Annotated in this window: 21 protein-coding genes and 1 tRNA gene; 11 read left to right on the top strand and 11 right to left on the bottom strand. The window is 67.8% G+C overall.

Features of this window, described 5'->3' with window-relative positions; translation table 11 throughout:
• Positions 1 to 85 precede the first annotated feature (85 nt).
• A complete protein-coding gene (locus MH112_RS08310; protein ID WP_296566374.1) occupies positions 86 to 814 on the top strand; it encodes a DUF4908 domain-containing protein in 729 nt (242 codons plus the stop codon).
• A gap of 9 nt (positions 815 to 823) precedes the next feature.
• Here MH112_RS08310 and gloB read toward each other — a convergent pair whose 3' ends face one another.
• Positions 824 to 1,585, bottom strand: coding sequence for a hydroxyacylglutathione hydrolase (gene gloB, locus MH112_RS08305; protein WP_296566372.1), 762 nt, complete (start codon positions 1,583 to 1,585; stop codon positions 824 to 826).
• Positions 1,586 to 1,674: 89 nt separating this feature from the next.
• Here gloB and MH112_RS08300 point away from each other — a divergent pair, with 89 nt between their 5' ends.
• Complete coding sequence (locus MH112_RS08300; protein WP_296566369.1) at positions 1,675 to 2,448, top strand: methyltransferase domain-containing protein; 774 nt, start codon at positions 1,675 to 1,677, stop codon at positions 2,446 to 2,448.
• Between the two features lie 117 nt (positions 2,449 to 2,565).
• The gene (locus MH112_RS08295; RefSeq protein WP_296566366.1) at positions 2,566 to 2,910 is read left to right on the top strand and encodes a P-II family nitrogen regulator; all 345 of its coding nucleotides are present in this window, start codon (positions 2,566 to 2,568) and stop codon (positions 2,908 to 2,910) included.
• 28 nt (positions 2,911 to 2,938) lie between these two features.
• On the opposite strand, the gene MH112_RS08290 is transcribed toward MH112_RS08295, so the two are convergent.
• The 3 genes from MH112_RS08290 to MH112_RS08280 are packed head-to-tail and all read right to left on the bottom strand — an operon-like array spanning position 2,939 to position 5,509.
• Entirely contained in the window at positions 2,939 to 3,670 is a 732-nt protein-coding gene (locus MH112_RS08290; RefSeq protein ID WP_296566362.1) for a DUF4336 domain-containing protein, read from the bottom strand.
• 22 nt (positions 3,671 to 3,692) lie between these two features.
• A complete protein-coding gene (metW, locus tag MH112_RS08285; RefSeq protein WP_296566359.1) occupies positions 3,693 to 4,352 on the bottom strand; it encodes a methionine biosynthesis protein MetW in 660 nt (219 codons plus the stop codon).
• The gene (locus MH112_RS08280) at positions 4,349 to 5,509 is read right to left on the bottom strand and encodes a homoserine O-acetyltransferase (protein WP_296566356.1); all 1,161 of its coding nucleotides are present in this window, start codon (positions 5,507 to 5,509) and stop codon (positions 4,349 to 4,351) included. The genes metW and MH112_RS08280 overlap by 4 nt, the downstream gene beginning before the upstream one ends.
• Before the next feature lie 94 nt (positions 5,510 to 5,603).
• Between MH112_RS08280 and MH112_RS08275 the strand changes: the two genes are divergently transcribed.
• The 4 genes from MH112_RS08275 (at position 5,604) to MH112_RS08260 (ending at position 9,064) form a co-directional block, all read left to right on the top strand.
• Positions 5,604 to 6,107, top strand: coding sequence for a histidine phosphatase family protein (locus MH112_RS08275; protein ID WP_296566353.1), 504 nt, complete (start codon positions 5,604 to 5,606; stop codon positions 6,105 to 6,107).
• Positions 6,104 to 6,445 (top strand): DUF952 domain-containing protein, encoded by a 342-nt coding sequence (locus MH112_RS08270; RefSeq protein WP_296566350.1) that lies wholly within the window; start codon positions 6,104 to 6,106, stop codon positions 6,443 to 6,445. Before MH112_RS08275 ends, MH112_RS08270 begins: the two co-directional genes overlap by 4 nt.
• Complete coding sequence (locus tag MH112_RS08265; protein ID WP_296566348.1) at positions 6,442 to 7,488, top strand: quinone-dependent dihydroorotate dehydrogenase; 1,047 nt, start codon at positions 6,442 to 6,444, stop codon at positions 7,486 to 7,488. The genes MH112_RS08270 and MH112_RS08265 overlap by 4 nt, the downstream gene beginning before the upstream one ends.
• A 73-nt stretch (positions 7,489 to 7,561) precedes the next feature.
• Positions 7,562 to 9,064, top strand: a complete 1,503-nt coding sequence (locus MH112_RS08260; protein ID WP_296566345.1) for a HAMP domain-containing sensor histidine kinase — start codon at positions 7,562 to 7,564, stop codon at positions 9,062 to 9,064.
• Here MH112_RS08260 and ggt read toward each other — a convergent pair.
• Complete coding sequence (ggt, locus tag MH112_RS08255) at positions 9,061 to 10,836, bottom strand: gamma-glutamyltransferase (protein WP_296566343.1); 1,776 nt, start codon at positions 10,834 to 10,836, stop codon at positions 9,061 to 9,063. The two genes, MH112_RS08260 and ggt, sit on opposite strands and share 4 nt — an antisense overlap.
• Before the next feature lie 74 nt (positions 10,837 to 10,910).
• Here ggt and MH112_RS08250 point away from each other — a divergent pair, with 74 nt between their 5' ends.
• Together MH112_RS08250 and MH112_RS08245 are read left to right on the top strand one after the other, a co-directional pair.
• The gene (locus tag MH112_RS08250) at positions 10,911 to 11,939 is read left to right on the top strand and encodes a P1 family peptidase (RefSeq protein WP_296566341.1); all 1,029 of its coding nucleotides are present in this window, start codon (positions 10,911 to 10,913) and stop codon (positions 11,937 to 11,939) included.
• Between the two features lie 105 nt (positions 11,940 to 12,044).
• A tRNA-Arg gene (locus MH112_RS08245) sits at positions 12,045 to 12,121 on the top strand.
• A gap of 153 nt (positions 12,122 to 12,274) precedes the next feature.
• On the opposite strand, the gene MH112_RS08240 is transcribed toward MH112_RS08245, so the two are convergent.
• Together MH112_RS08240 and MH112_RS08235 are read right to left on the bottom strand one after the other, a co-directional pair.
• Positions 12,275 to 13,381 carry an AI-2E family transporter gene (locus tag MH112_RS08240; protein ID WP_296566339.1) on the bottom strand — a complete coding sequence of 369 codons (1,107 nt, stop codon included), beginning with the start codon at positions 13,379 to 13,381 and terminating at the stop codon, positions 12,275 to 12,277.
• A 205-nt stretch (positions 13,382 to 13,586) separates the two neighbouring features.
• A complete protein-coding gene (locus MH112_RS08235; RefSeq protein ID WP_296566338.1) occupies positions 13,587 to 14,012 on the bottom strand; it encodes an Lrp/AsnC family transcriptional regulator in 426 nt (141 codons plus the stop codon).
• 124 nt (positions 14,013 to 14,136) lie between these two features.
• Between MH112_RS08235 and MH112_RS08230 the strand changes: the two genes are divergently transcribed.
• Positions 14,137 to 15,237, top strand: coding sequence for a saccharopine dehydrogenase family protein (locus MH112_RS08230; RefSeq protein ID WP_296566336.1), 1,101 nt, complete (start codon positions 14,137 to 14,139; stop codon positions 15,235 to 15,237).
• A 13-nt stretch (positions 15,238 to 15,250) separates the two neighbouring features.
• Complete coding sequence (locus MH112_RS08225) at positions 15,251 to 16,774, top strand: aldehyde dehydrogenase family protein (RefSeq protein WP_296566334.1); 1,524 nt, start codon at positions 15,251 to 15,253, stop codon at positions 16,772 to 16,774.
• Positions 16,775 to 16,795: 21 nt separating this feature from the next.
• Here the strand turns inward: MH112_RS08225 and MH112_RS08220 are convergent, their stop codons facing one another.
• The 4 genes from MH112_RS08220 to MH112_RS08205 are packed head-to-tail and all read right to left on the bottom strand — an operon-like array spanning position 16,796 to position 21,934.
• Positions 16,796 to 18,016, bottom strand: coding sequence for a glycosyltransferase family 4 protein (locus MH112_RS08220; protein ID WP_296566330.1), 1,221 nt, complete (start codon positions 18,014 to 18,016; stop codon positions 16,796 to 16,798).
• Positions 18,013 to 20,298: a hypothetical protein gene (locus tag MH112_RS08215; RefSeq protein ID WP_296566327.1), complete on the bottom strand. Its 2,286-nt coding sequence runs from the start codon at positions 20,296 to 20,298 to the stop codon at positions 18,013 to 18,015. Before MH112_RS08215 ends, MH112_RS08220 begins: the two co-directional genes overlap by 4 nt.
• Positions 20,299 to 20,354: 56 nt before the next feature.
• Positions 20,355 to 21,104 (bottom strand): ABC transporter ATP-binding protein, encoded by a 750-nt coding sequence (locus MH112_RS08210; RefSeq protein WP_296566324.1) that lies wholly within the window; start codon positions 21,102 to 21,104, stop codon positions 20,355 to 20,357.
• Positions 21,101 to 21,934, bottom strand: coding sequence for an ABC transporter permease (locus tag MH112_RS08205; protein WP_296566322.1), 834 nt, complete (start codon positions 21,932 to 21,934; stop codon positions 21,101 to 21,103). Before MH112_RS08205 ends, MH112_RS08210 begins: the two co-directional genes overlap by 4 nt.
• Positions 21,935 to 22,041 lie beyond the last annotated feature (107 nt).

Below are 22,041 nucleotides of genomic sequence, written 5' to 3'. Positions count from 1 at the left end.
TCGTCTCAAAAGCGCCCCAGTCCCCAGGCTTTTATGTTCGCCTATGATGAGCGCTAGACCCATGCTGTCCTTGAGGCTCCTTGCTGTGGCGACGCTTGTCGCGGCGGGGATGACGGCGTCTGTCCCCGCAGCGGCTGCGCCCGGCTCCTTGCGCGAGGGGCTGTTTGGCGAAGGCCGTAATGACAGCCGGCGGGCCCCTGCGCCCCCCGTGGCACGCTACGTGGTGGAAGATGGCGGCGGTTTCATCCTCGACCGGTCGACGGCCAGGCCTATGGTCAAGTTCGAGGACAGCGCCGAGGTCTGGGTGCTTCAGTCTCAGCCGGCACCCCGGGGCGACATCATCTACAAGAACGACCTTGGTGAGCCGGTCCTGCGGGCAACACGGCTGGGGGGACTGACCGTCTTCACTCGGCAGCGCCCCTCCGGGGCGGCGGCTGCCCTGGTGGGGGGCTCCAACCCCCTGCGCCTGCCGATCCTGGGGCCAGAGGCATTGCTGCAGCGACTTGCCCAGGCCAGCGCCCGGGCCAGTCGCGCGGCCAGACGGCTGATCCCCTTCGAGGCTGATGCGTCCCCGGAAACAGCGCCCCTGGTGGCCGACGCCGCCATGGTTGCGGCCGAAGCTGTGGTGCGGCTGGCCACTGATCCGGCCGGCCGTCAGGTGCTGAGCGGGGTCGATAAGGTGACCCTTGTGGAAGGGGGCCGTCCGGGCGCCAGCCTGCGTGGCGGGGTGATGCTGATCACCATCTCCCCGGAGGACGGCCTGGCCGGACGGCCGTCATCCGAGCGGATCTTGGCCGCGGCTGGGATCCGCTGAGCACTCAGCTCAGCCCTTGAAGCTGTCCTTGGCGGCCCGGACCGCAGCAAAGGCCTCAAAGTCGGGCACCCCGGAGAGCCCAAGGCCAGGTGCCAGCAGGGGCGCACGGAGAAACGGGTTGGTCTGACGCTCCAGACCTATGGTCGTCGGCACGGTGGCCTCGCCCCGACTGCGGGCTTCGAAAACTGCCTGGGCCCGGGCGGCCACGGTCGGATCATTGTCCACCGACAGGGCGAAACGCGCATTGGACGCGGTATATTCATGCGCGCAATAGACCGTGGTTGCGTCGGGCAGGGCGGCCAGCTTCTGCAGGCTTGACCACATCTGCGCCGGCTGACCCTCGAACATCCGCCCGCAGCCCAGGGCAAACAGGGTGTCGCCCACAAAGGCCACGGCGTTTCCGGCGTCGTAATAGGCGATGTGCCCCAGGGTATGGCCGCCCACCTCCAGCACCGAGAACTGCGTTTCGCCCAGGGCCACCACATCCCCATCGACCACCTCCCGGTCCAGGGGGGCGATCTTGCGCACCTCTGCAGGTCCCACGATCTGGGCCCCGGTGGCGGCCTGGATTTCGGCATTGCCGCCGGCATGGTCGGGGTGCCAGTGGGTGTTGAGGATAAGCGCCAGGGTCCAGCCGGTCTTCTCCAGCTCGGCGAGGATGGCCGCGGCGTCCGGGGTGTCGATGGTGGCGGCCAGGCCTGAGGCCTCGTCCTGAATCAGGAAGCCGTAATTGTCCGACAGGCAGGGAAACTGGTGAACCCGCAGGGCCATGGCGCGCCTCATCTTGCTCGGGCGGCGGGACAAGGCCGCCGCCACCGCTCTAGGATGGATGTAGAGCCACATCCTAACGTCCAGGACCCATGCGTCGAGACATCCTTGATCTGCGCGCCTTCTACGCTTCTGAACTTGGGCGGACCGCCCGGGCGATGATCGGCCGCAAGCTGACCGAGGCCTGGGGGGATGCGGCGGGCCTGGATGTTCTCGGCCTGGGCTATCCGACCCCCTATCTCGGGCCGTTCCGCGACAAGGCCCGTCGGGTCATCGCCGCCATGCCAGCGCAACAGGGCGTGGAAATCTGGCCGCTGGCCAGCGGGGGTCTGGCCAGTCTGGTCCACGAGGAAGCCCTGCCCTTTCAGAACGCCCTGTTTGACCGGATCGTGGTCATGCACGCCCTGGAAGAAAGCCCCGACCCGCTCGCCCTGTTGCGGGAAGTCTGGCGGGTGATGGCCCCGTCCGGGCGGGTGATCGTGGCGGTTGCCTCCCGGGATGGCCTTTGGGCTAACGCTGAGAGTACCCCGTTTGGGCACGGTCGCCCCTACAGCCGCCGCCAGCTGGCGCAGCTGATCGGCGAGGCGGAGTTTGAGCCGGTGGGCTATACCCGCGCCCTCTATGTCCCGCCGGTGACCTGGCTGACCAGCCAGGCTGAAACCTTTGAACAGGCGGGCTCTCGCCTCTGGCCGCGGTTCTCCGGGGTGGTGCTGATCGAGGCCGTGAAACAGACCTATGCGATCAAGGCCAGGCCCCAGCGGGTCAGATCGCGCGCAGTACGACCGGTGCTGTCCCCGGCTCCGGCCACTCGAAAATCTGCGGGTCTAAAACCCGCCCCGGGTCCTGTGGTTTCCAAAGGTGCCTAAGGCAAAGGCGCCAAGGGCTGGAACCTCTTCAGGACCCTTGGAGCCGGGCCCGGAACGTCTTAGCTTGATGGTCCGACGGCCTGGCATCTCGCCGGCCCCCAGCGGAGACCCGTCGCCATGAAGATGATCGTCGCGGTCATCAAGCCCAGCCGCCTTGATGCGGTGCTCGAAGCCGTCACAGAGGCCGGGGCCTCGGGACTCACTGTCACTGAAGTGCGTGGCTATGGCCGCCAACGGGGCAAGACCGAGGTCTATCGAGGGGCGGAGTACGAGGTGAAGCTCCTGCCCAAGGTGAAGCTCGAGATCGCCGTGCCCGCTGATATCGCCGATGCGGTCATTGAGGCTGTGGCCCGCACCGCAAACACGGGCAAGATCGGCGACGGGAAGGTCTTCGTGCTCGACCTGGAGCAGGCCCTTCGCATCCGCACGGGCGACCGGGACGCTGCCGCCATCGCCGGGTAGGTCCGCCGGAGGGTTCAATCCTGACGGATTAGGCCAGGTTTCGGAAGGCCCGTCGCAGCTCTGCGGTGCCCTTTTGATCGTACCATCGACCATGGGCCAGGATCACCCGCTCGGGATCCCAAGCGATGATGGTTTCCACCACATCTCGGAGATGGCCGGGGCGTAGGCGGAAACTGGCGGCCATGTCCCGCGGCATGCGGCCGTCGGGATCACAGACTCTGCCAAGCCGCAGCAGGGGGTGACTCCACCATGGCATCTTCTCACGCTCAAAATTCTCAATGAGGTCTGTCAGCACCAGGGTTCGGCTGGCAAGGTGATGGAACACCACCTCCCGATGATACCCTGAATCCGCCAACTTCTGGTCGATTTGGCCAGACCAGCCCGCCGGAGGCGCATCTCGGAGCTCATGATCAATGTGGAGCCGAATGCCCCGGCTGGCAGCCCGCGCCACAGTGCCAGGACTGGCCCAGGTCACCGCCTCAGGGAATCTCGCCTGCCAGGCTGGCACCCAGGCATAGTGAATCCAGTTCGGTGCCACCAGGTGCCGTACCGGCCCAAGCGCAGCGACGGCGTCGGCGAGGCCGGCCTCGTCGGCGATAGGCGAGTGCACCCACAAGCCGCCGTCATCCAGGCGAATGACAGTCATCCGTGTGGGAAAAGGCAGGCCGTAAAACCGGATCCAGCCCCCGTCTACAACCCACACATCAGGGGCGACAGGCTTTAGGGTGTGCAGTGGTTCGTATCCGGTCTTTCGGTCCATCTCATGCCCACCGGAATCAAGACTAATCGAACAGATCGCCCCGCGCCGGTCGCTCGGCCAACGGCGCGCGGGGTCGTTCGCGGGTCAAAAGGAAGAGTGCAGTCTCGGCCCGCCAGTTTTCGATGGGGCGGGAGGGGTCGATGCTGCGAGCCGGCTGGTCGGGGCTGACCGCGGCACAGGCTTCGATCCGCAGGCCAAGCTCGTCGCACAGCGTGGTGAAGTCCCGCAGGGTGCACAGATGAATGTTTGGGGTCGACCACCACGGGTCGGGCAGGGCCTTGGTCTCGGGCATCCGGCCCTGGGTTAAGAGCGCCCAGCGCATCCGCCAGTGACCAAAGTTCGGCACCGACACCAGAGCCCGGTCGGCAATCCGCATCATCTCGATCAGCACATGGCGCGGCTCGCGCATCTGCTGCAGGGTCTTTGACAGGATGGCGTAGTCGAAGGCCTGGGTCGGGAAGTGATCAAGGTCCCGGTCGCCGTCGCCCTGGACGGCGGCGATTCCCTTGGCCAGGCAGGCGGCCACGCCGCTGGGGCTGATCTCCAGCCCCTGGCCATCGACACCCTTTTCCTGGGTCAGCAGTTCCAGAAGCTCGCCTTCGCCGCAGCCGACATCAAGCACCCGGGTGTTGGGCCGCACCAGGCGCAGGATCTCCTTGAAGTCCTCCCGCAACCTGTTCACGCCAAGCCCCCACGGAGCGCCTGAGATTCAAAGAAGCCCCGCAGGGCCGAGTGCAGCACCGGCTCGTCGAGGAAGATGGCGTCGTGGCCCTTATCGGTTTCGATCTCGACAAAACTGGCCCGGCAGCCGGCGGCATTCAGAGCACGGACGATATCCCGGCTCTCGCCGGTGGAATAGAGCCAGTCCGAGGAAAAGGAGAGCACGCAGAACCGTACATCCCGGGCCGATCGGAAGGCGTTGGCCAGCACGCCGCCATGGCTGGCCGCCAGATCGAAATAGTCGAGCGCCCGGGTGATGTAGAGATAGGAGTTGGCGTCGAACCGGTCGACAAAGGAGGCACCCTGGTGGCGGAGATAGCTCTCCACCTGGAAGTCCGGCGCATCAAACCCCCAGGACAGGCCGTCCCGTTGGAGTTCGCGGCCGAACTTCCGCTGCAGAGCGGCCTCCGACAGATAGGTGATGTGGGCGGCCATGCGGGCCACGGCCAGGCCTTTCTCGGGGCGCACCCCATGGGCCTCATAGGCGCCCCCGCGCCAGTCGGGATCGGCCATGATCGCCTGGCGCCCGACCTCGTGGAAGGCGATGTTCTGGGCCGAATGCCGGGCGGCTGCGGCGATGCAGACCGCCGACCGTAGACGGTGGGGATAGTCTGCCGCCCATTGCAGCACCTGCATCCCGCCCATGGACCCGCCGACGGCGGCGAACAGGGTCTCGATCCCAAGGGCGTCCAGCAGCATGGCCTGGGCGCGGACCATGTCGGCGATGGTGATCACCGGGAAGGTCAGCCCATAGGGTTTGCCCGTGGCCGGATCGATCGAGGAGGGCCCGGTGGACCCCATGCAGCCGCCGATCACATTGGTGCAGATGATGAAATAACGGTCCGGGTCCAGGGGCAGGCCTGGCCCGATCACCCGGTTCCACCAGCCGGGTTTGCCGGTGATGGGATGCACTGATGCCGCATGCTGATCCCCGGTCAGGGCGTGGCAGACGAGCACGGCGTTAGAACGATCAGCGTTCAGCCGCCCATAGGTCTTGTAGGCAATCTCCAGAGGCGCCAGCGTGGCCCCAGATTCAAGGCGCAAGGGGGCGTCGGCCGGCAGGCGCAGCGTTCCGCCGTGGGTTTCGATGGCCGGGCTCTCTATGACCGTCTGGCTCATGTCGCCTTGGACCGCCAAGCTCTGCGACTGTCAACCGCTTCGCGTCCTGGCGAGGTCGCGCTATGGGTTTCGGCTCTGGGGCTATGGAGTGGGAATGGAGCGTCTGATCCTCTTGAGGCACGGCAAGGCCGAGCGCGAGTCACTGAGCGGCGACGATTTCGCAAGGCGCCTGACGCCTCGGGGGGTCAAGGACGCCCGGACAGCGGGGGAACGGCTGACAGATATGGGATTTGCCCCGGATCTTGCCCTGGTTTCCACCGCAGCCCGCACCCGGGAGACCTGGGAGGCGCTCAAGGGTGCCTGTCCGACCTGCGTGATGCAATTCTATGACGACCTCTATCACGCCGAGGCTCAGACCGTCCTGGACCGGGTGCGCGAGGCTGCTGCCAGCGCAAAGGTGCTCATGGTCATCGGCCACAATCCCGGTCTGCACGAACTGGTGCTTCGTCTGCTGATCGAGGGCGGTGCCTCTGCTGATCTCTTGCGGGCCGCCCAGGGACGGTTTCCGACCTCAGCCGCCGCCGTTTTCCTGTTCGATGGTCAGACGCGCCCGGTCTATGACGCCCTGATGATGCCCCCCCGTGGAGGATATGATTGACCCTGGTCTATAAGATCCTGCCCCGCGCCGACTGGACGGCGGCTCAAGCCGTGGGTGTCTTTGCAGGTGCCGCCATCGACCTTGAGGACGGCTACATCCATTTTTCCACCGCTGCCCAGGCGCAGGAAACCGCCCGGCGACACTTTGCCGGTCAGTCGGATCTGTTGGTCCTTGAGGTGAATGGGGCGGCCCTTGGGGAGGCCCTGGTCTGGGAGGTGTCCCGGGGAGGACAACTGTTCCCCCACCTCTATGGGGTTCTGGATGTGTCTCTGGTGCGCGCCGTCTACGAGGCGCCCCTTGGGGCAGATGGGACCCCGGTGCTGGAGGGACTGGCATGAGCCTTGTCCATGATATCGCCGCCAGCGCCCTGCGCCAGTTGGACCCCGAGGACGCCCACGGCCTGACCATACGCGCTCTCCAGGCCGGGCTTGGCCCTCGACCCGCCGGCCCGGACGATCCGATCCTGGCCATCAATTTTGCGGGCCTCGACCTGCCCAACTGCCTTGGCCTGGCCGCCGGGTTCGACAAGAACGCCCAGGTCTATCGCCCCATGCTGGCCGCGGGATTTGGCTTTGTGGAATGCGGTACCGTCACGCCCCTGCCCCAGGCGGGCAATCCGAGGCCGCGCCTGTTCCGCCTGACCGCCGATCAGGCGGTGATCAACCGCATGGGGTTCAACAATGCGGGTCTCGACGCCTTCGCCCAACGCCTGGCCCGTCGAAAGGGGGGCGTCGTCGGGGCCAATATCGGGGCCAATAAGGAGTCTGAGGACCGTATTGGCGACTATGTGGTGGGCCTCCAGCGCCTGTGGGGGCTCGCCTCCTATTTCACCATCAACATTTCGTCCCCCAACACGCCGGGCCTCCGGGCCCTGCAGACCCGCGAGGCCCTGGAGGAACTGCTAGGTCGACTGATCGAGGCCCGCGACGCCCTGCCGCCCGAGGGCAAGGTCCCGATGTTCCTCAAGGTGGCGCCGGATCTGGAGGCAGCCGAGATCGAGGCCATCAGTGATGTGGTGGCGGCCGCTGGGCTCGACGCCGTGATCGTCTCCAACACCACCATTTCGCGCCCGCCCCTGCAGTCCGATCATGCTGGCGAGACCGGTGGACTGTCGGGGGCGCCGCTCATGGCCCTTTCCACCCAGACCCTGCGCCTGTTTCACCAGGCCGCCCGGGGTCGCTTTCCCCTGGCCGGGGCGGGCGGCGTCAGGTCTGGGGCGGATGCCTATGCAAAGATTCGCGCCGGTGCCTGTGTGGTTCAGCTCTATTCGGCCCTGGTGTTTTCCGGGCCGGGCCTGGTGGTGAAGATCAAGTCTGACCTGGCCGCCCGCCTGAGGGCCGATGGGTTTGCCTCCACCGCTGAGGCCGTGGCGACGGCCTGATCCCCACCTGATCCGAGCAGGCCGCACAAACAGCCGCGTTGCCGAAAGGCCGAAGGTGCATTAACGGACAGGCATGGTGGAGCCCTCCTCGCCACCGCAGCCCTCGGGACCCCCCAGGCGCGGCTTCTTCTGGCCGGGCGGCCTTTCTGCTCGCCTGCTCATCCTCACCAGTCTGTTCGTCCTGTTTGGCGGCGCTTTGATCGTGCCGCCGACCCTGGCCGCCTTTGAGGAGCAGTGGCTTCTGGACCGGGTTCGGGCCGCCGAACTGGCCTCCTTGGCCGCCGAGGTCGCCCCTGATGTGGTGGTCAGCGAACAGCTGTCCTCGGACCTTCTGGAGGTGGCGGGGGTCGAGTGGGTGGCCATCCAGAGCGATGGCGTGCGCCGGTTGGTCCTGAGGGGCTCCAATATGAGCCGCGCCCCCTATCTGGTGGATCTCCGGGACCAGGCCGTGGCCTCCTGGCTGGCAGCCCCTTTCCAGACCATGTTCGGGGGCGAGGGGCGCATGGTCCGGGTGGTGGCCGAGCCGCGGTTCCGTGATGCGGAGTTCATCGAGATCGTCGCCCCCGACGCCGAGCTGAAACAGGAGCTGACGGCCTATCTCTGGCGGCTGATCGCGGTCACCGCCTTTGTCTCGGCCATGGCCGGGGGACTGGTCTATCTGTCCCTCAACCTGTTCCTGGTCCGGCCCATGCAGCGGATCACCCGGGGGATGGAGCTGTTTCGGGCCGACCCCGATGACCCCCGGGCCACCGTCAAGCTCTCAGGGCGACGGGATGAGATCGGTCGGGCCGAGGTGGAGTTGGCCCTGATGCAGGGGGACCTGCGGGCCGCCCTCAATGCCCGCGCCCGCCTGGCCGCGCTGGGCGAGGCCGTGGCCAAGATCAATCACGACCTGCGCAATATGCTGACCAGCGCCCAGATCGCCTCAGAGCGGTTGGCGGCGTCGGCCGATCCTGATGTCGGCCGGGCCCTGCCGCGTCTGGAGCGGGCCCTGGACCGGGCGGTGAAGCTCGCCTCGCACGTGCTGACCTATGGCAAGACCCAGGAGGCACCGCCCGAGGCGCGGCCCCTGGCCGTGGCCGAGGCCGTGGCCATGGCCGCCGAGGAGGCACGCCTGGCCGAGGATGGGGTGCGACTGGTCTCCGACCTTGGCGATGGCGACCAGATTCTGGCCGACCCGGACCAGTTGCACCGAATTCTGGTCAATCTGATGCGCAATGCCCGCGAAGCGATCGAGCAGCAGCCCGATCGTGCCCGCGGGATCATCACGGTCAGCCTGAGCCAGGCCGAAGGGGAGAGCCGCCTGCGTCTGGCTGATGATGGTCCTGGCATCCCGAGCCGGGTGCGCGAGCACCTGTTCCAGCCCTTCAGCGGGTCTGGCCGAACCGATGGGGCCGGCCTTGGCTTGGCCATCGCCCGGGAGCTGGCTCACGGGCATGGGGGCGACCTGACCCTGGTCGAGACCGGCTCCGAGGGCTCAGTCTTTGAACTGCGCCTGCCCGGTGTGCCGGCGGCGATCACCCCAGCCTTGACACCCAAGCGATCGCGCCGGGCCGCGCCGGTGAAGCGGAGCTAGAAGCCCCGCGCCACGCCCTCCCGGCGGGGATCGGCGCCCCCTTCCAGCCCGTTGGGGGTCACGCGCACCCCGTGCAGGCCAGAGCCCTCTCCGCCGACGGCGGTAAAGACCACGCCCCGGGCGGCCAGACCTTCCACCAGTTCGGGGGAGAACTTGTCACCCTCGGCGGCATAGGCTGTGCCCCGGGCGATCAGATTGGGCAGGGCGAGCGCGTCCTGGACCGGTAGATTCCAGTCCAGCATGCCTACCAGGGCCTTCAGATTATAGGCCAGGATCGAGGTGCCGCCGGGCGAGCCAACGGCGGCCACCATCTGGCCGTCCGCGTCGAGCACGATGGCCGGGGCCATGGAAGACCGGGGCCGCTTGCCGCCGGCGACGGCGTTGGCCGCCGGCGCGCCATCGGTGTTCACCGGCGCAAAGGCGAAGTCCGTCAGCTGGTTGTTGAGGAAGAAGCCCCCGACCATCCGACCCGAGCCGAAGATGCTCTCCACCGTCGTGGTCATGGAGACCGTATTGCCCTTTCCGTCCACCACCACAAAGTGCGACGTGCCCGACACTTCCCGGGTGGTGTCCGGTGCCCGAACCCCTGCGCCCTTGGGGGTCCCAGGACCCGGCGGCGGGCCGGCCGTGGGGCCGATCAGGGCGGAGCGGGCGGCCAGATAGGTCTTGTCCAGCAGGCCTTCGGTGGGCACGTCGACGAAATCGGGGTCGCCCATATAGCGGTCGCGGTCGGCATACATCAGCCGGCTGGCCTGGCTGAACAGGTACCAGCCCTGGGCGGTGTTGGGATGGGCGTTGATGTCGGTGTGCTCAAGGATGCCCAGCCCCACCAGCACCGCAGGTCCCCCCGAGGGTGCCGGGGGGGTGCAGACCACATAGATACGATAGGGCCGGCAGAGGGCCTCTGACTTCTGAGGGGTATAGCTGGCCAGATCTTCCAGGGTCATGGCCCCGGGCAGGTCGCCTTCGCGCACCCGCGCCACAATGGCTTCGGCAATCTCCCCCCGCAGCAGGGCGTCGGGCCCCTCGGCGGCGATCTTGCGCATGGTAGCGGCATAGGCCGGGTTTTTCAGCAGGTCGCCGGCCTGATGGCGGGTACCATCCGGCTTGGTGAAATAGGCCACCGTGTCGGGTGCCCGGCTCTGGGGAAAGCGGCTGACGATCATCTCGGCCAGGCGAGGGCTGACGATGAAACCGTCATCGGCCAGGCGCTCAGCCGATCCGAACAGGTCTGCCCAGGCCAGGCGACCATGGTCGGCATGGGCCATGTGCAGCATGGCCACCGCCCCCGGCGCACCGGTGGAGCGGCCGCTCAGCAACACCTGGACAAAGGGCAGGGGCTTGCCCTCGGCGTTCAGGAACATGTCCGGGGTGGCTGCTGCCGGGGCCTTCTCCCGGCCATTATAGGCGCTGACCTGACCGGTCTTGGCGTCGTAATGGACCAGAAACGCCCCCCCGCCGATGCCGGAACTCTGGGGTTCCACCAGGCCCAGCACCGCCTGGACCGCCACCGCTGCGTCCACCGCCGAGCCGCCGGCCCGCAGCACCTCCAGACCGGCCTCCACCGCCAGGGGATGAGCGGCGGCCACCATGACCTGGCCTTCCGTCGCCGGGGCGGCCCGCACCTGGGCGCTGGGGCCCTCGCCCCCTTGGGTCAGGGGGGCGCAGGCAACGGCCAGCAAGAGCAGGGCCGGGGCGACCAATTGGGCGAGGCGGGCGGGGAAAGGCGACAGGGGCAAGGACACGGCGCTCCGGGGACTGGCAAAACTCATGGACGCACCTTAGCGGTCACGGCGTGGACAACAACCGTCTGGCTGTGTCACCCACCCTTTAGGGAGGCCCCGCCATGAGTTCACTGATCGCCCGACCCGGCGCCCGCAACCTGATCACCGACGTGCCAGGGATTCATGTGGGTCAGGCCCATGACGCCAAGGCCCGCACCGGGGTCACGGTCATCCTGCCCCATGACCGGGCCGTGGCCGCCTGCGACGTCCGCGGCGGCGGGCCTGGCACCCGGGAGACTGACGCCCTGGAGCCGCACAATCTGGTGGAGGCCATCGACGCCGTGGTGCTGTCAGGGGGCTCGGTCTACGGGCTCGCCGCCCCTGACGGGGTGACCGCCTGGCTGGGGGCCCAGGGCCGGGGCTATGGGCTGGTGGCTGACCCCCGGGTGCCCCCCTCGCCGGTGATCCCCTCGGCCATCCTGTTTGATCTGGCCAATGGCGGCGACAAGGCCTGGGGGGAGGCACCTCCCTACCGGGCGCTCGGGCGGCAGGCGGCCCTGGCGGCGGCGGAGACCTTTGACCTCGGGACTGCCGGGGCGGGGTATGGTGCCATGGCCGGCCAGCTCAAGGGCGGCACCGGCTCGGCCTCGGCGGTCACCGCCGACGGCTTCACCGTGGGTGCTGTGGTGGCGGTCAACAGCTTCGGTTCGGTGGTGGCCCCGGGGGGACGGACCTTCTGGGCCGCACCGTTTGAGATGGAGGCGGAGTTCGGCGGCCTTGGCCCCTTGGGCCTCACCGGCGCCGGTGACGACTGGGGCCTGGCCAAGGCCGAGCCCCTGGCGCGGACCAACACCACCATCGCCTGCGTGGCCACCGACGCGGTGCTGACACCAGCCCAGGCCCGCCGGGTGGCGGTGATGGCCCAGGACGGCCTGGCCCGGGCCATCCGCCCGGTCCACGCCCCCTTCGACGGAGACGTGGTCTTTGCCCTCTCCACGGCCGTTCAGCCCCTCGGCGACCGCCCGGATTTCAAGATCGCCCGCCTGGGTGCCCTGGCCGCCGACGTGCTGGCCCGCGCCGTGGCCCGCGGGGTCTATGCCGCGACCCCCTGGCCCGACGCCCCGGTGCGCTGCTGGCGGGACCTCACCTGAGCGGCTTGAGCGACCCCCACAGGCCATTTCGCAATTCACCCATTCGCCGGCTTGAACTTTCCCAAAAGGCCGACTAGGTTCCGCGCCCTTGCCGTAAGGCATTGCGCGCCCGTAGCTCAGCTGGATAGAGCATCAGACTACGAATCTGAGGGTCGGACGTTCGAATCGTTCCGGGCGCGCCATTTTCTCCAGGAAAATCAGCCTTGATCTCTGCGGCATTGGCCAGGGCCGGCCAGTCAGGGACGCGATGATGGACGTGGCTCATAGAGCGCGGCGCGTCTCGATCTAGCACTCACTCCTTGGGATTCTGCGACCTAGGGCTCCCAACCCTCGGCCTACTCCCCCGGCACCGTGGCCGGTTCGCCCAGGGTGTTGCGGATGTAGAGGATCTTCACCATCACGAAGAGCACCACCAGCAGGGGGGCGGCGAAGATCACGCCCAGGGGGCCAAACAGCACCCCAAAGCCCAGGACCGAGAACAGGGTCAGGGCCGGCGGCAAGTCCACCGCCTTCCGCTGGATCAGCGGGTAGGTCAGGTTGCTCTCCACCTGCTGGACGATGATGTAGACGAGGATGGTCCACACCACCATCATCGGCCCGGCCTGCAGGGCCAGCATCACCGCTGGGATTACTGAGACGATCGGCCCTACAATGGGCACGAAGGCGGCCAGGGCGGCGAACAGGCCGAGCGCGACTGGCGAGGGCAGGCCGATCAGCGAGACCCCGATCCCGGTGAGGATGCCGACAATGGTCATGGACAGGAACTGGCCCAGCAGCCAGCGCCGCAGGACATTGCCGCTGACATTCATGGCGTGGCGGACCGGCTCTCGGGGGCCGGAGGGGATCAGGCTGAGCACCCCGTCCCGGGCGGCCCGGGGGCTGATGGCCAGATAGATGCCGGCGAAGATCACCACCACCAGATTGGTCACCGCCCCGGCGGCGGTCATCGCAAACCCGCCCACCTGACCAAGGATGCTCTGGATGGGGCCTGCGGCGCTGCGGGCCGACTCGAAATCGAGGCTCTGCAGCTGGGTGGTGATCTCTGCGGCTAGGGGCAGGTGGGCGAGTCTGGCCTGAAACTCCTCCTGCGACTGGGGCAGGCTCAGGATCAGATCTTCGATCTGCTCGGTGATGGTGGCACCAAACAGCCAGCCGGCCCCGGTCAGCAGGGTGACGATGATCAGACCTGCCCCGAGCAGCGACAGTCCCTCTGGCAGGGGGGTGAGGCGGTGGATCGGGTCGGCAAGGCTGCGCAGCAGCACCGCCACCAGCACCGCGCCAAACACCAGCAGCATCACGTCCAGCAGCTTCCACGCCACCACCAGCACCAGGCCCACCCCCACCAGGAAAAGGACCCGGCGGACGAAGGAGGCGCTCAAGGCGGCGGCCGAGGCGCGATTGGTCTTCTCCGACGGGGCGGGGGGCGATTCAGTGTCAGTCACGGTCAGGACCCGTCCTTGGGAGATGCCAGCGCCCCCGGCGCACCGGGGCATCGCTGGGGTGTAGCCGCACATGGATCAAGACGCCAGAAAGCCGGGCGTTCCCATGTTCGACGATGCAAGCTCTGCCGTTCAGATGGCGAGTCTGGTCTGCTCGCTGATCCAGGCGCGCATTCGGCTCTGCGCCGGGCTGGCGACCGGAAGCATCCTACCGATCAAACTTGGTGGACAGCACGATGGAGGAGTTGGTCCGCTCCACCCCGGACAGGGCACCGATCTCGTCAATCAGGGCGTCCATGGCCGCTACATCGGCGGCGAAGATCATGGCGATCAGATCAAACGCCCCGCTCACCGACTGCAGGCGCCGCACCCCGGGCATCCTGCGCATGGCTGCGGCCACCACCCCGGCGGACTTGGGCTGCACGGTCAGCATGACAAAGGCGTGGATCTGGCTCTGCTCATAGGCTGCCGATGTGCGCACCGCATAGCCAGCGATGATGCCTCGCCGCTCCAGCCGGGCGATGCGGCTCTGAACGGTGGTTCTCGACAGACCCAGGCTACGGGCCAGCTCCGCCACCGGGGCGCGGGCATTCTCCTGCAGGCGGGCCAGAAGGTGCTGATCCAGGTCGTCCATGTCAGATCACCCGTCAATAATGGCATATCGACGAAAATGTTGCTCAAATCCGCCGAAATGACAATTGAGATCGACGTGACCATCTCCGATCCTGTGGCCTGCCACACCGTTCAGGGGAAACATCATGCGCAAGATCGCCGTTGTGGGCGCTGGGAAGATCGGGTCGACCGTCGCCGACATGCTGCGCGCCTCAGGCGCCTATCAGGTGGCCCTGCTCGACCGGGACCCGGCCCGCCTGGGACCGGTGTCGGCCGGAGAGGGCATTGAGCGGATCTGCGTCGATGTGGGTGATCCTGCCGCCCTGGCCGGTGCCCTCGAGGGGGCCTTTGCTGTAATCAGTGCGGCCCCCTATCAGTTGACGGTCCCCATCGCCCGTGCGGTGAAGTCGGTCGGCGCGCATTACCTCGACCTCACTGAGGATGTGGCCGCCACCCGGGAGGTCCGCGCCCTGGCGAAGGACGCTGACACCGCCTTCATCCCCCAATGCGGCCTGGCACCGGGCTTCATCTCCATCGTCGCCAGCGACCTTGCCCAGAGGTTCGATGACCTGCACGAAGTGCGGCTGCGGGTCGGTGCCCTGCCGCGCTATCCCACCAATGGCCTGAACTACAATCTGACCTGGAGCACCGAAGGGGTCATCAACGAATACTGCGAGCCCTGCGAGGCCATCGTCCAGGGCCGCCACCAGGAGGTTGCCGCTCTGGAGGGGCTGGAAGAATTCGCCCTCGACGGTGTGACCTATGAGGCCTTCAACACCTCAGGTGGCCTGGGCAGTCTGTGCGAGACCCTGGCCGGCAAGGTGCGCAATCTCAACTATCGGACCATCCGCTATCCGGGCCATGCGGCGATCATGCGCACCCTGTTGGATGATCTGGGCCTGCGCCACCGCCGGGACCTGTTGAAGGACATTCTGGAGCATGCGGTGCCCGCCACCCTGCAGGACGTGGTCATCGTCTTCGTCACGGTCAGCGGCATGAAGGACGGGGCGCTCATGCAGGAAACCTATCTCAACAAGATCTATGCCCAGCCCGTGGCTGGAACCCTGAAGAGCGCCATTCAGATCACCACGGCGGCCTCGATCTGCGCCGTCGCCGACATGCTGGCCACCGGCGACCTGCCCACCCGGGGCTTTGTGCGCCAGGAGGACATTCCCCTGGACCGGTTCCTCGCCAACCGTTTCGGCCGCTGGTACGCCGGTGCCGACCAAGCCCTGCGCACGGCCTGAAAGCAGCCTTCCCATGACCCTGAAGCCCGCCCCTGCCCAAGACGCCGCCGATGATGTCGCCGCCACCCTGACCCGTCTGGGGGTGGATCCCGCCCTTTGGCGGCAGGGCGAGCGCACCGTCACCTCTCCAGTGACTGGCGAGGCGGTGGGCCAGGTGCGCGACACGGCCCCGGCTGATGTCCAGGCGGCCATTGCCGCGGCCCATGAGGCCTTTCTCGTCTGGCGTCAGGTTCCCGCCCCCCGCCGCGGCGAACTGGTCCGCCTGCTGGGCGAGGAACTGCGGGTCGCCAAGGCCGATCTTGGCCGCCTGGTGACCCTGGAGGCCGGCAAGGTGATCTCCGAGGGGCTCGGCGAGGTCCAGGAGATGATCGACATCTGCGACTATGCCGTCGGTCTTTCCCGCCAGCTGTTTGGCCTGACCATCGCCACCGAGCGTCCTGCCCACCGGATGATGGAGACCTGGCATCCCCTGGGCGTGGTCGGGGTGATCAGCGCCTTCAACTTCCCGGTGGCGGTATGGTCCTGGAATGCGGCCCTGGCCCTGGTCTGCGGCGATCCCGTCGTCTGGAAGCCCTCTGAGAAGACCCCCCTGACCGCCCTGGCGGTTCAGGCCGCCTTTGACCGCGCCGCCGCTCGGTTCGGGGATGCGCCGGCCGGCCTGTCCCAGGTGCTGATCGGCGGCGTTGAGGTGGGCGAGGCCCTGGTGAGCGATCCCCGGCTGCCCCTGGTCTCGGCCACCGGCTCCACCGCCATGGGCCGGGCCGTGGCCCCAAGGCTGGCCGAGCGTTTTGCCCGGGCGCTTCTGGAGCTTGGGGGCAATAACGCCGCCATTATCGCGCCCACCGCCGATCTCGACCTGGCCCTGCGCGGGGTGGCCTTCGCCGCCATGGGCACGGCGGGCCAGAGGTGCACCACCCTGCGCCGGCTGTTCGTCCACGAGAGCCTCTATGACCGCTTCGTCCCCCGGCTGAAGGCGGCCTATGACACGGTGAGCGTCGGCGATCCCCGGGCCGAGGGGGTGCTGGTGGGGCCGCTCGTTGATGACGAGGCCTATGCCGCCATGGCCCGCGCCCTGGAGGAGGCCCGCGTCCAGGGGGGGCAGGTGCACGGGGGACAGCGTCTGGAGGGCCCCGGCGTCTATGTCCGGCCAGCCCTGGTGGAAATGACCAGCCAAAGCCCCGTCATGCTGCGGGAGACCTTCGCCCCGATCCTCTATGTGACACGCTACCGCGACTTGGGCGAGGCCATCGCCGCCCAGAACGCCGCCCCCCAGGGGCTGTCCTCGGCCATCTTCACCAATGATCTGCGCGAGGCCGAGCAGTTCATCTCCGCCTGGGGGTCGGACTGCGGGATCGCCAATGTGAACATCGGCCCGTCAGGGGCGGAGATCGGCGGCGCTTTCGGGGGTGAAATGGAAACCGGCGGCGGGCGGGAGGCGGGGTCTGACTCCTGGAAGACCTATATGCGCCGGGCCACCAACACCGTGAATTTTGGGGCGAGCCTGCCCCTGGCCCAGGGCGTTCAGTTCGATCTCTAGCGCCCTCAGGCGCTTTTCCGATCAGCGTCCCTGCACGGCCCGCATGGCCGCAGCCTTCACCGCGTCCGGCAAGGTGGTGAACCAGGCCTGAGGCGACAGGCGTTCAGCCACCCGGCGTTTGCCGGCTGCGGCAAGCTGCGCCCGACGGTCCGGATCAGTCCGCAGGGCGCGCAAGGCGGCGGCCGCCTCGCCAATATCGGGGTCGGCCCAGGTCTGGCCGGCATAGATGCCTTGGGTGTCCTCAACCGGCGCCCGGCCGGCGGCGATCATCACCGCCACCTCGGCGTCCAGGAAGTCGGTCACGCCCGACCAGTTGGTGGCCACCACCGGCGTGCCCAGGGCCAGGGCCTCGGCCGGGGTGAGGCCAAAGCCCTCGGCCCGGTGGAGCGAGATCAGCACGTCGGCGCCGGCAATCAGACCCTTCACCTGCTCATAGGGCCAGGCGGCGTCGATCACCTCCACATTGGCCGGGGCGGCCCTGCGCAAGGCCTCCAGGGCCTTGGGGAACCGCGCGCCGTTCTGGGTCTTGATCACCAGCTGTGCGGTCGGATCTTCCCCAAACGCCCGAATGAAGGCCTCCAGGGCACCATAGGGGTTCTTTCGGGCGACCGAGGAGTTGAAGTCAAACAGGGTCACGGCCTGAAACGCCGCCGTTCGGGGCAAGGGCTGAACGCCCTCATAGTCCTCCAGGAACAGCGGGTGCGGCACCACCCGGACCGGCGCGCGGGCGCCCGCCAGGGCCTGGCCGACATAGGTGCTGGGAACCCAGACCTCGTCCACCAGGGCTGCGTCCTTCAGCCAGGCTGCAGGTGCCTGCGGAAGCTCCCAGGCCCAATAGCCGTAGCGAGGTCCGATCAGTCGGGCGGCCCCCATCTGCCCCAGGGTGGCCAGCAGTTCGGGGGGATTGAGATGGAAGATCCAGGCGCTGGCCGGGGTCGGCGCAGGCCCCTTGGCCTCCCAGGTCAAGGCTGCGCCCGTGGCGTCGACCTCTTCCACCGGCGTCCCCAGGGCGGCGAAGGCCCTGGCCGCCAGCCGTGCTGAGGCGGCGATCCCGTTGGAGCCGGAGAAATAGCCGACAATCCGCAAGGGCCCACCAGCTGCCCCATCGGCACCGTGAGCGCGTCGCGCCTGCCGGCGGACATGAGCCGTCAGTAGCGGCGAAATCAGCGGTTGGGCTGCCGTGCGCAGGCCCTCTGGTGCCAGGCCTCGCCAGGACCGGCGCAGACCGCTCACCAGGCTCATCGGACCATAAGCCCGGCGAGCTGGGCCTGAAGAGGCATGTCTTCAGAGAGGATGGTGACGGGCCTGGGGCGGGCCTTCTGGGCCGGCGCGTCGCTCCACACCTCATCGACAAAGCCCCAGGCGGGATGACTGTCGTCGAGCTCGGCCAGGGTCGCACCGCTCCAGACCCCAGCAGCCCGACCCCAGCTGACCCCCTGGGCAAAGAGAATCTGCGCGTCGGCGGCGATAAAGCCCGGGCAGGAGCCGAAGATCACCGTATCCACCTCGGTCTGCCCCACCGGCGCCCCGTCGGGCCGTCGCAGACGCCCAGAGCCCGCCTCGCAAATCAAGACGCCGCTGGGCCAATCGGCCATGGCCGGAGTTAGGGTTCTCACCACCACGATGGCGGCTGCCCGGCTCAGGCTGGCCCGGCGACTGGGGGTCCGCGCCCCGCGCACGCTCAGCCGCGCAAGCCGAAAAGCCAGGCTGTGGGTCAAGGCGTCCGGCAGGCCGGCCAGCTCGATGTCATACTCCCGCAGGCCGCCGCCGATCAGCCAGCGCAGATAGGCCAGCCGTCCTGTGGCGGTGTGCAGTTCAAACAACCGCTGGAGGTCCGGACGGCTGTCCCAGATCCGCAGCAGCACTCGGGGGAACGGATAGGGGCTCGACAGGCTGCTCACCAGCCGGTCACCGTCTCCCCGGATCGCCCGGCGCAGCACCTCGGGCCAACCGCCCCGCACCGCCACCCCATACCCGGCCGAGATCTGCAGCTTCAGGGGCGAGGTTTCCCCATGGTGGGCGCAGGCGAACCGGGCGGCTTCCAGCAGGGGGGCGATCTCCTGGCTGAGGTCCAAGAGGCTGGGGCCATCCAGCAGGCGGGGGCAAAACCGGCCCGCCACGGCTTCGGGGCCCAGAAGCCAGGCCAGCAGGGCCTCAGGCGGGCCCGCACTGAAACGCTCGCGCAGGTCGCCCCGCCCAGCGATCATGCCGGCTGCTGCCCTCGGCAGGACCCCGTCCGCGGGGGCTGAAATCCAGTCACCTATCGCAGCCGCCGGCCCGCTCCAGGGGGCGTCGGCCTGCGGCCAGGGGCCTGCGCGCCGGGTTCCCGCCCGCCAGGTCTGCCCCAGCGCCTGGCTGGCGGCGATGGCGGCCGCATGGCTTTCTGGCCGGGCTGCAAACCAGGCATGGAACCCCAGGCGACCCTCCAGGGTCTGCCGGGAGAAGCCCGCTGCCGCGCGGGGGTCATCGCGCCAGACCTGGTCCATCTCCCGGCTCACATCGGGCAGCCCCTCAACTGCCGCCAGGGGTTCTGGGGCGTCCATCCACGCCTCGACCTCCGGGGTCAGGCCGCCGTCGAAGCCCGTCCCGGCCTGGGCCGCCCGCAGGGCGGCGCGGCGCATGGCCGAGCTCACCGGCCGACCCGATGGAAAGGCACCATAGGCGTAGGGAATACGGCTGGCCTGGGCATGGCCCTGGTCCAACAGGGCCTTGGCATAGTCCGCCAGCAGCCGGGCGAGGGGCGACTCCGGCGCCACCCCGATCCGGTCCTGATGCTTGCTCAGTACCTCCGGCCGATGGGGATCAAAGCCGGAGAAGTGGAAGAACCCCAAGGGCTCGCCATTGACCTGCCAACCCTTGGGGCCATGGGCCAGGGTGCGGCCCTCCAGATTCCAGTAGGCGATGTCGAGACCCGGATCGCGCAGAATGGCTAGGTCGCTGACCATCCCCGGTGCCAGATCCATCCACTTCTGGTCGGTGAACAGGCCATGGGCGAAGTCCACCCGGCAGTCGAAGCGACACTTTTCGGCCCACCAGTCCATCAGGGCGAAGATCTCGCCGCTGCGCTGGGCAGCCAGGAATCCCAGATTATAAGCGCCTGAGGTCAGGATCGTGTGGTCGTTGGGGCTCGCCGTCCCCGACAGCGGTCGGGTCAGGTGGGGGATCAGCACCAGGGGTGCCTCATCCAGCGCCTTCCGCACCTGGGCTAGGGGAGCGTAGACGAAGATATCGGGGTCCAGATAGGTGACCGAGGTCACCCCAGGCTCGGCCAGCAGACGGCGGAAGGCGTGGGGCTTGATGGCGGTGTTCAGCTCAAGCGCGTCATAATAGACGCTCATGGGTCCGATCGGCGCGCCGGTGTCGGTCGCCGCAATCACCCGGGCCAGGGGCTCCAGATCAGGAATTGGGCCATCGGCGGCGATCACCACCCGGGCGGCATCCGGCTCGGCCACAGCCAGGCTGCGCATGAGCACACAGGCCTGGGCGGCATAGTTCCGCGATACGATGGTGAAGATGACGTCCAAGGGCCCGCTCCCGACGGCTGTGCCTGTCTAACAGCGGGCTGAGCCGCCCGGCAATGTCAGGCGGCGGCGAGAAGTTCGTCCAGGCGGCGGATATCCTTGACCTCGGACGCCACCCCGCTCTCCAGCCGCATGACCTTGTTGCAGTAAAGCCGCAGCAGGCCCGCATCATGGGACGACAGCACCAGGATGCCGGCCCGTTCCACCAGGTTGAGCAGTCGCCGGTGGGCCAGCTTCTGGAAGTCGGCGTCACCCACCGAAATCCACTCGTCCATCAAGAGCACGTCGGCCTCCACCGCCGTGGCCACCGCAAAGGCCAGCCTGGCCTGCATGCCAGCCGAATAGGTCTTCATCGGCATGGCCAGGAAGGGACCCAGGCCGCTGAACTCGGCGATCTCGTCCATCTTGTCCTCGATCTCCTTGGAGGACATGCCGGCGATGCGGCCCCGCAGGCGGATATTGTCGACCCCCGTGGCGGAGGGGTCGATGCCCAGGGACAGATCGAGCAGGGCGGCAATCCGGCCCCGCACCTCGATCTGGCCCTCGTCGGGCTCATAGGCGCCCGACAGGGCCCGCAGCAGGGTGGTCTTGCCCGATCCGTTGTGGCCGATCAGCCCCAGCCGGTCGCCGGCCCGCAGGTTCAGGTTCAGGTGCGACAGGGCCGTGACCTCGGTGGCACCCGTCTGAGAGGACCCCAGGCGCCCGCCTACCGTCACCCGGGCCAGGTTCTTCTTCAGCGACTTGGCGTCGACCCCATAGACCGGGAAGCGCAGGGTCAGGTCGGTGACCTTGATGGAGACATCGGTCATAGGAAGTGGACGATCCGGCGGCGGGTGATGGCGAAGACCGAGAAGGTGAGTGCCCATCCCAGCACGGCCATGATGGCCAGGACGACGTAAGAGAGTCCGTCCGCCTCTTGACCCAGCAAGGGCGCGCGGATGGTGGTCAGCATATGATAAAATGGGTTCAGCGTCAGGAAAGCATGACGATCGGGAAATGCGTCGGGCTTCCAGAACACCGGCGTCATGAAGATGGCGAACTGCATCACCGACATGACGAACTGCGGAATGTCCCGGAACCGGGCTGAAGCGATGGCCACCAGCATGCTAATCCAGGCCAGGTTGACCACCGTCAGCAGTAGTCCGCCGATGGCCGGCAGCACGTCCATGACCCGCCAAAGCCCGAACACCACGATCACAGCGATGATGATCACCGCATGGTGGGCTAGGTTGATCAGATTGCGCAGCACCGTGCGCCAGATGAAGGTGAACATCGGCAGGGAGGTCTGGCTCAGCATGCTGGACGCCTGCACGAAGGTGTCGCACCCCTCGTTGATCGTCCCGGACATCAGGCCGAAAAAGACGATGCCCATGGCCACATAGGGCATGAACTCGGCCACCGAGATCCCGAACAGTTTGGCGTAGAGCAGGCCAATCCCCAGGACCATCAGGCCCATGGAGATGGTGATCCAGAAGGGTCCGAGGATGGAGCCGCGATAGCGCGACACCACGTCGTGCCAGGCCAGGGACCAGGCCAGCCCCCGGCGATGATAGGACGTAACCAGGTCCCTCAAAGCCATGCTGAACTCGAACAGCGTGCCTCGCCGTCCCGTCCGCAGCATGTGTTGGCTGGTTTCCATGGGGTCTCCCGAAGCGAGCGCCGCTGGTATCAGGTGCAATTTTGCGGCGCAAGCATGGCACCGGGTCTGCGACTTGGCCGCAGGCATGCCCCATGTTAGCCCACGGC

It is taken from the genome of Phenylobacterium sp., assembly GCF_022402485.1.
Classification (GTDB): Bacteria; Pseudomonadota; Alphaproteobacteria; order Caulobacterales; family Caulobacteraceae; genus Phenylobacterium.
The sequence above is the reverse complement of the archived record's forward strand: the minus strand, read 5'-3'. Positions and strand labels throughout refer to the sequence as shown.

What these genes read in the sequence shown, in the direction of transcription:
- gloB (WP_296566372.1), bottom strand. Translation starts at nt 1,585, where the DNA reads ATGGCCCTGCGGGTTCACCAGTTTCCCTGCCTGTCGGACAATTACGGC.
- MH112_RS08300 (WP_296566369.1), top strand. Translation starts at nt 1,675, where the DNA reads ATGCGTCGAGACATCCTTGATCTGCGCGCCTTCTACGCTTCTGAACTT.
- MH112_RS08295 (WP_296566366.1), top strand. Translation starts at nt 2,566, where the DNA reads ATGAAGATGATCGTCGCGGTCATCAAGCCCAGCCGCCTTGATGCGGTG.
- MH112_RS08290 (WP_296566362.1), bottom strand. Translation starts at nt 3,670, where the DNA reads ATGGACCGAAAGACCGGATACGAACCACTGCACACCCTAAAGCCTGTC.
- MH112_RS08280 (WP_296566356.1), bottom strand. Translation starts at nt 5,509, where the DNA reads ATGAGCCAGACGGTCATAGAGAGCCCGGCCATCGAAACCCACGGCGGA.
- MH112_RS08275 (WP_296566353.1), top strand. Translation starts at nt 5,604, where the DNA reads ATGGAGCGTCTGATCCTCTTGAGGCACGGCAAGGCCGAGCGCGAGTCA.
- MH112_RS08265 (WP_296566348.1), top strand. Translation starts at nt 6,442, where the DNA reads ATGAGCCTTGTCCATGATATCGCCGCCAGCGCCCTGCGCCAGTTGGAC.
- MH112_RS08260 (WP_296566345.1), top strand. Translation starts at nt 7,562, where the DNA reads ATGGTGGAGCCCTCCTCGCCACCGCAGCCCTCGGGACCCCCCAGGCGC.
- ggt (WP_296566343.1), bottom strand. Translation starts at nt 10,836, where the DNA reads ATGAGTTTTGCCAGTCCCCGGAGCGCCGTGTCCTTGCCCCTGTCGCCT.
- MH112_RS08250 (WP_296566341.1), top strand. Translation starts at nt 10,911, where the DNA reads ATGAGTTCACTGATCGCCCGACCCGGCGCCCGCAACCTGATCACCGAC.
- MH112_RS08235 (WP_296566338.1), bottom strand. Translation starts at nt 14,012, where the DNA reads ATGGACGACCTGGATCAGCACCTTCTGGCCCGCCTGCAGGAGAATGCC.
- MH112_RS08230 (WP_296566336.1), top strand. Translation starts at nt 14,137, where the DNA reads ATGCGCAAGATCGCCGTTGTGGGCGCTGGGAAGATCGGGTCGACCGTC.
- MH112_RS08225 (WP_296566334.1), top strand. Translation starts at nt 15,251, where the DNA reads ATGACCCTGAAGCCCGCCCCTGCCCAAGACGCCGCCGATGATGTCGCC.
- MH112_RS08220 (WP_296566330.1), bottom strand. Translation starts at nt 18,016, where the DNA reads ATGAGCCTGGTGAGCGGTCTGCGCCGGTCCTGGCGAGGCCTGGCACCA.
- MH112_RS08210 (WP_296566324.1), bottom strand. Translation starts at nt 21,104, where the DNA reads ATGACCGATGTCTCCATCAAGGTCACCGACCTGACCCTGCGCTTCCCG.
- MH112_RS08205 (WP_296566322.1), bottom strand. Translation starts at nt 21,934, where the DNA reads ATGGAAACCAGCCAACACATGCTGCGGACGGGACGGCGAGGCACGCTG.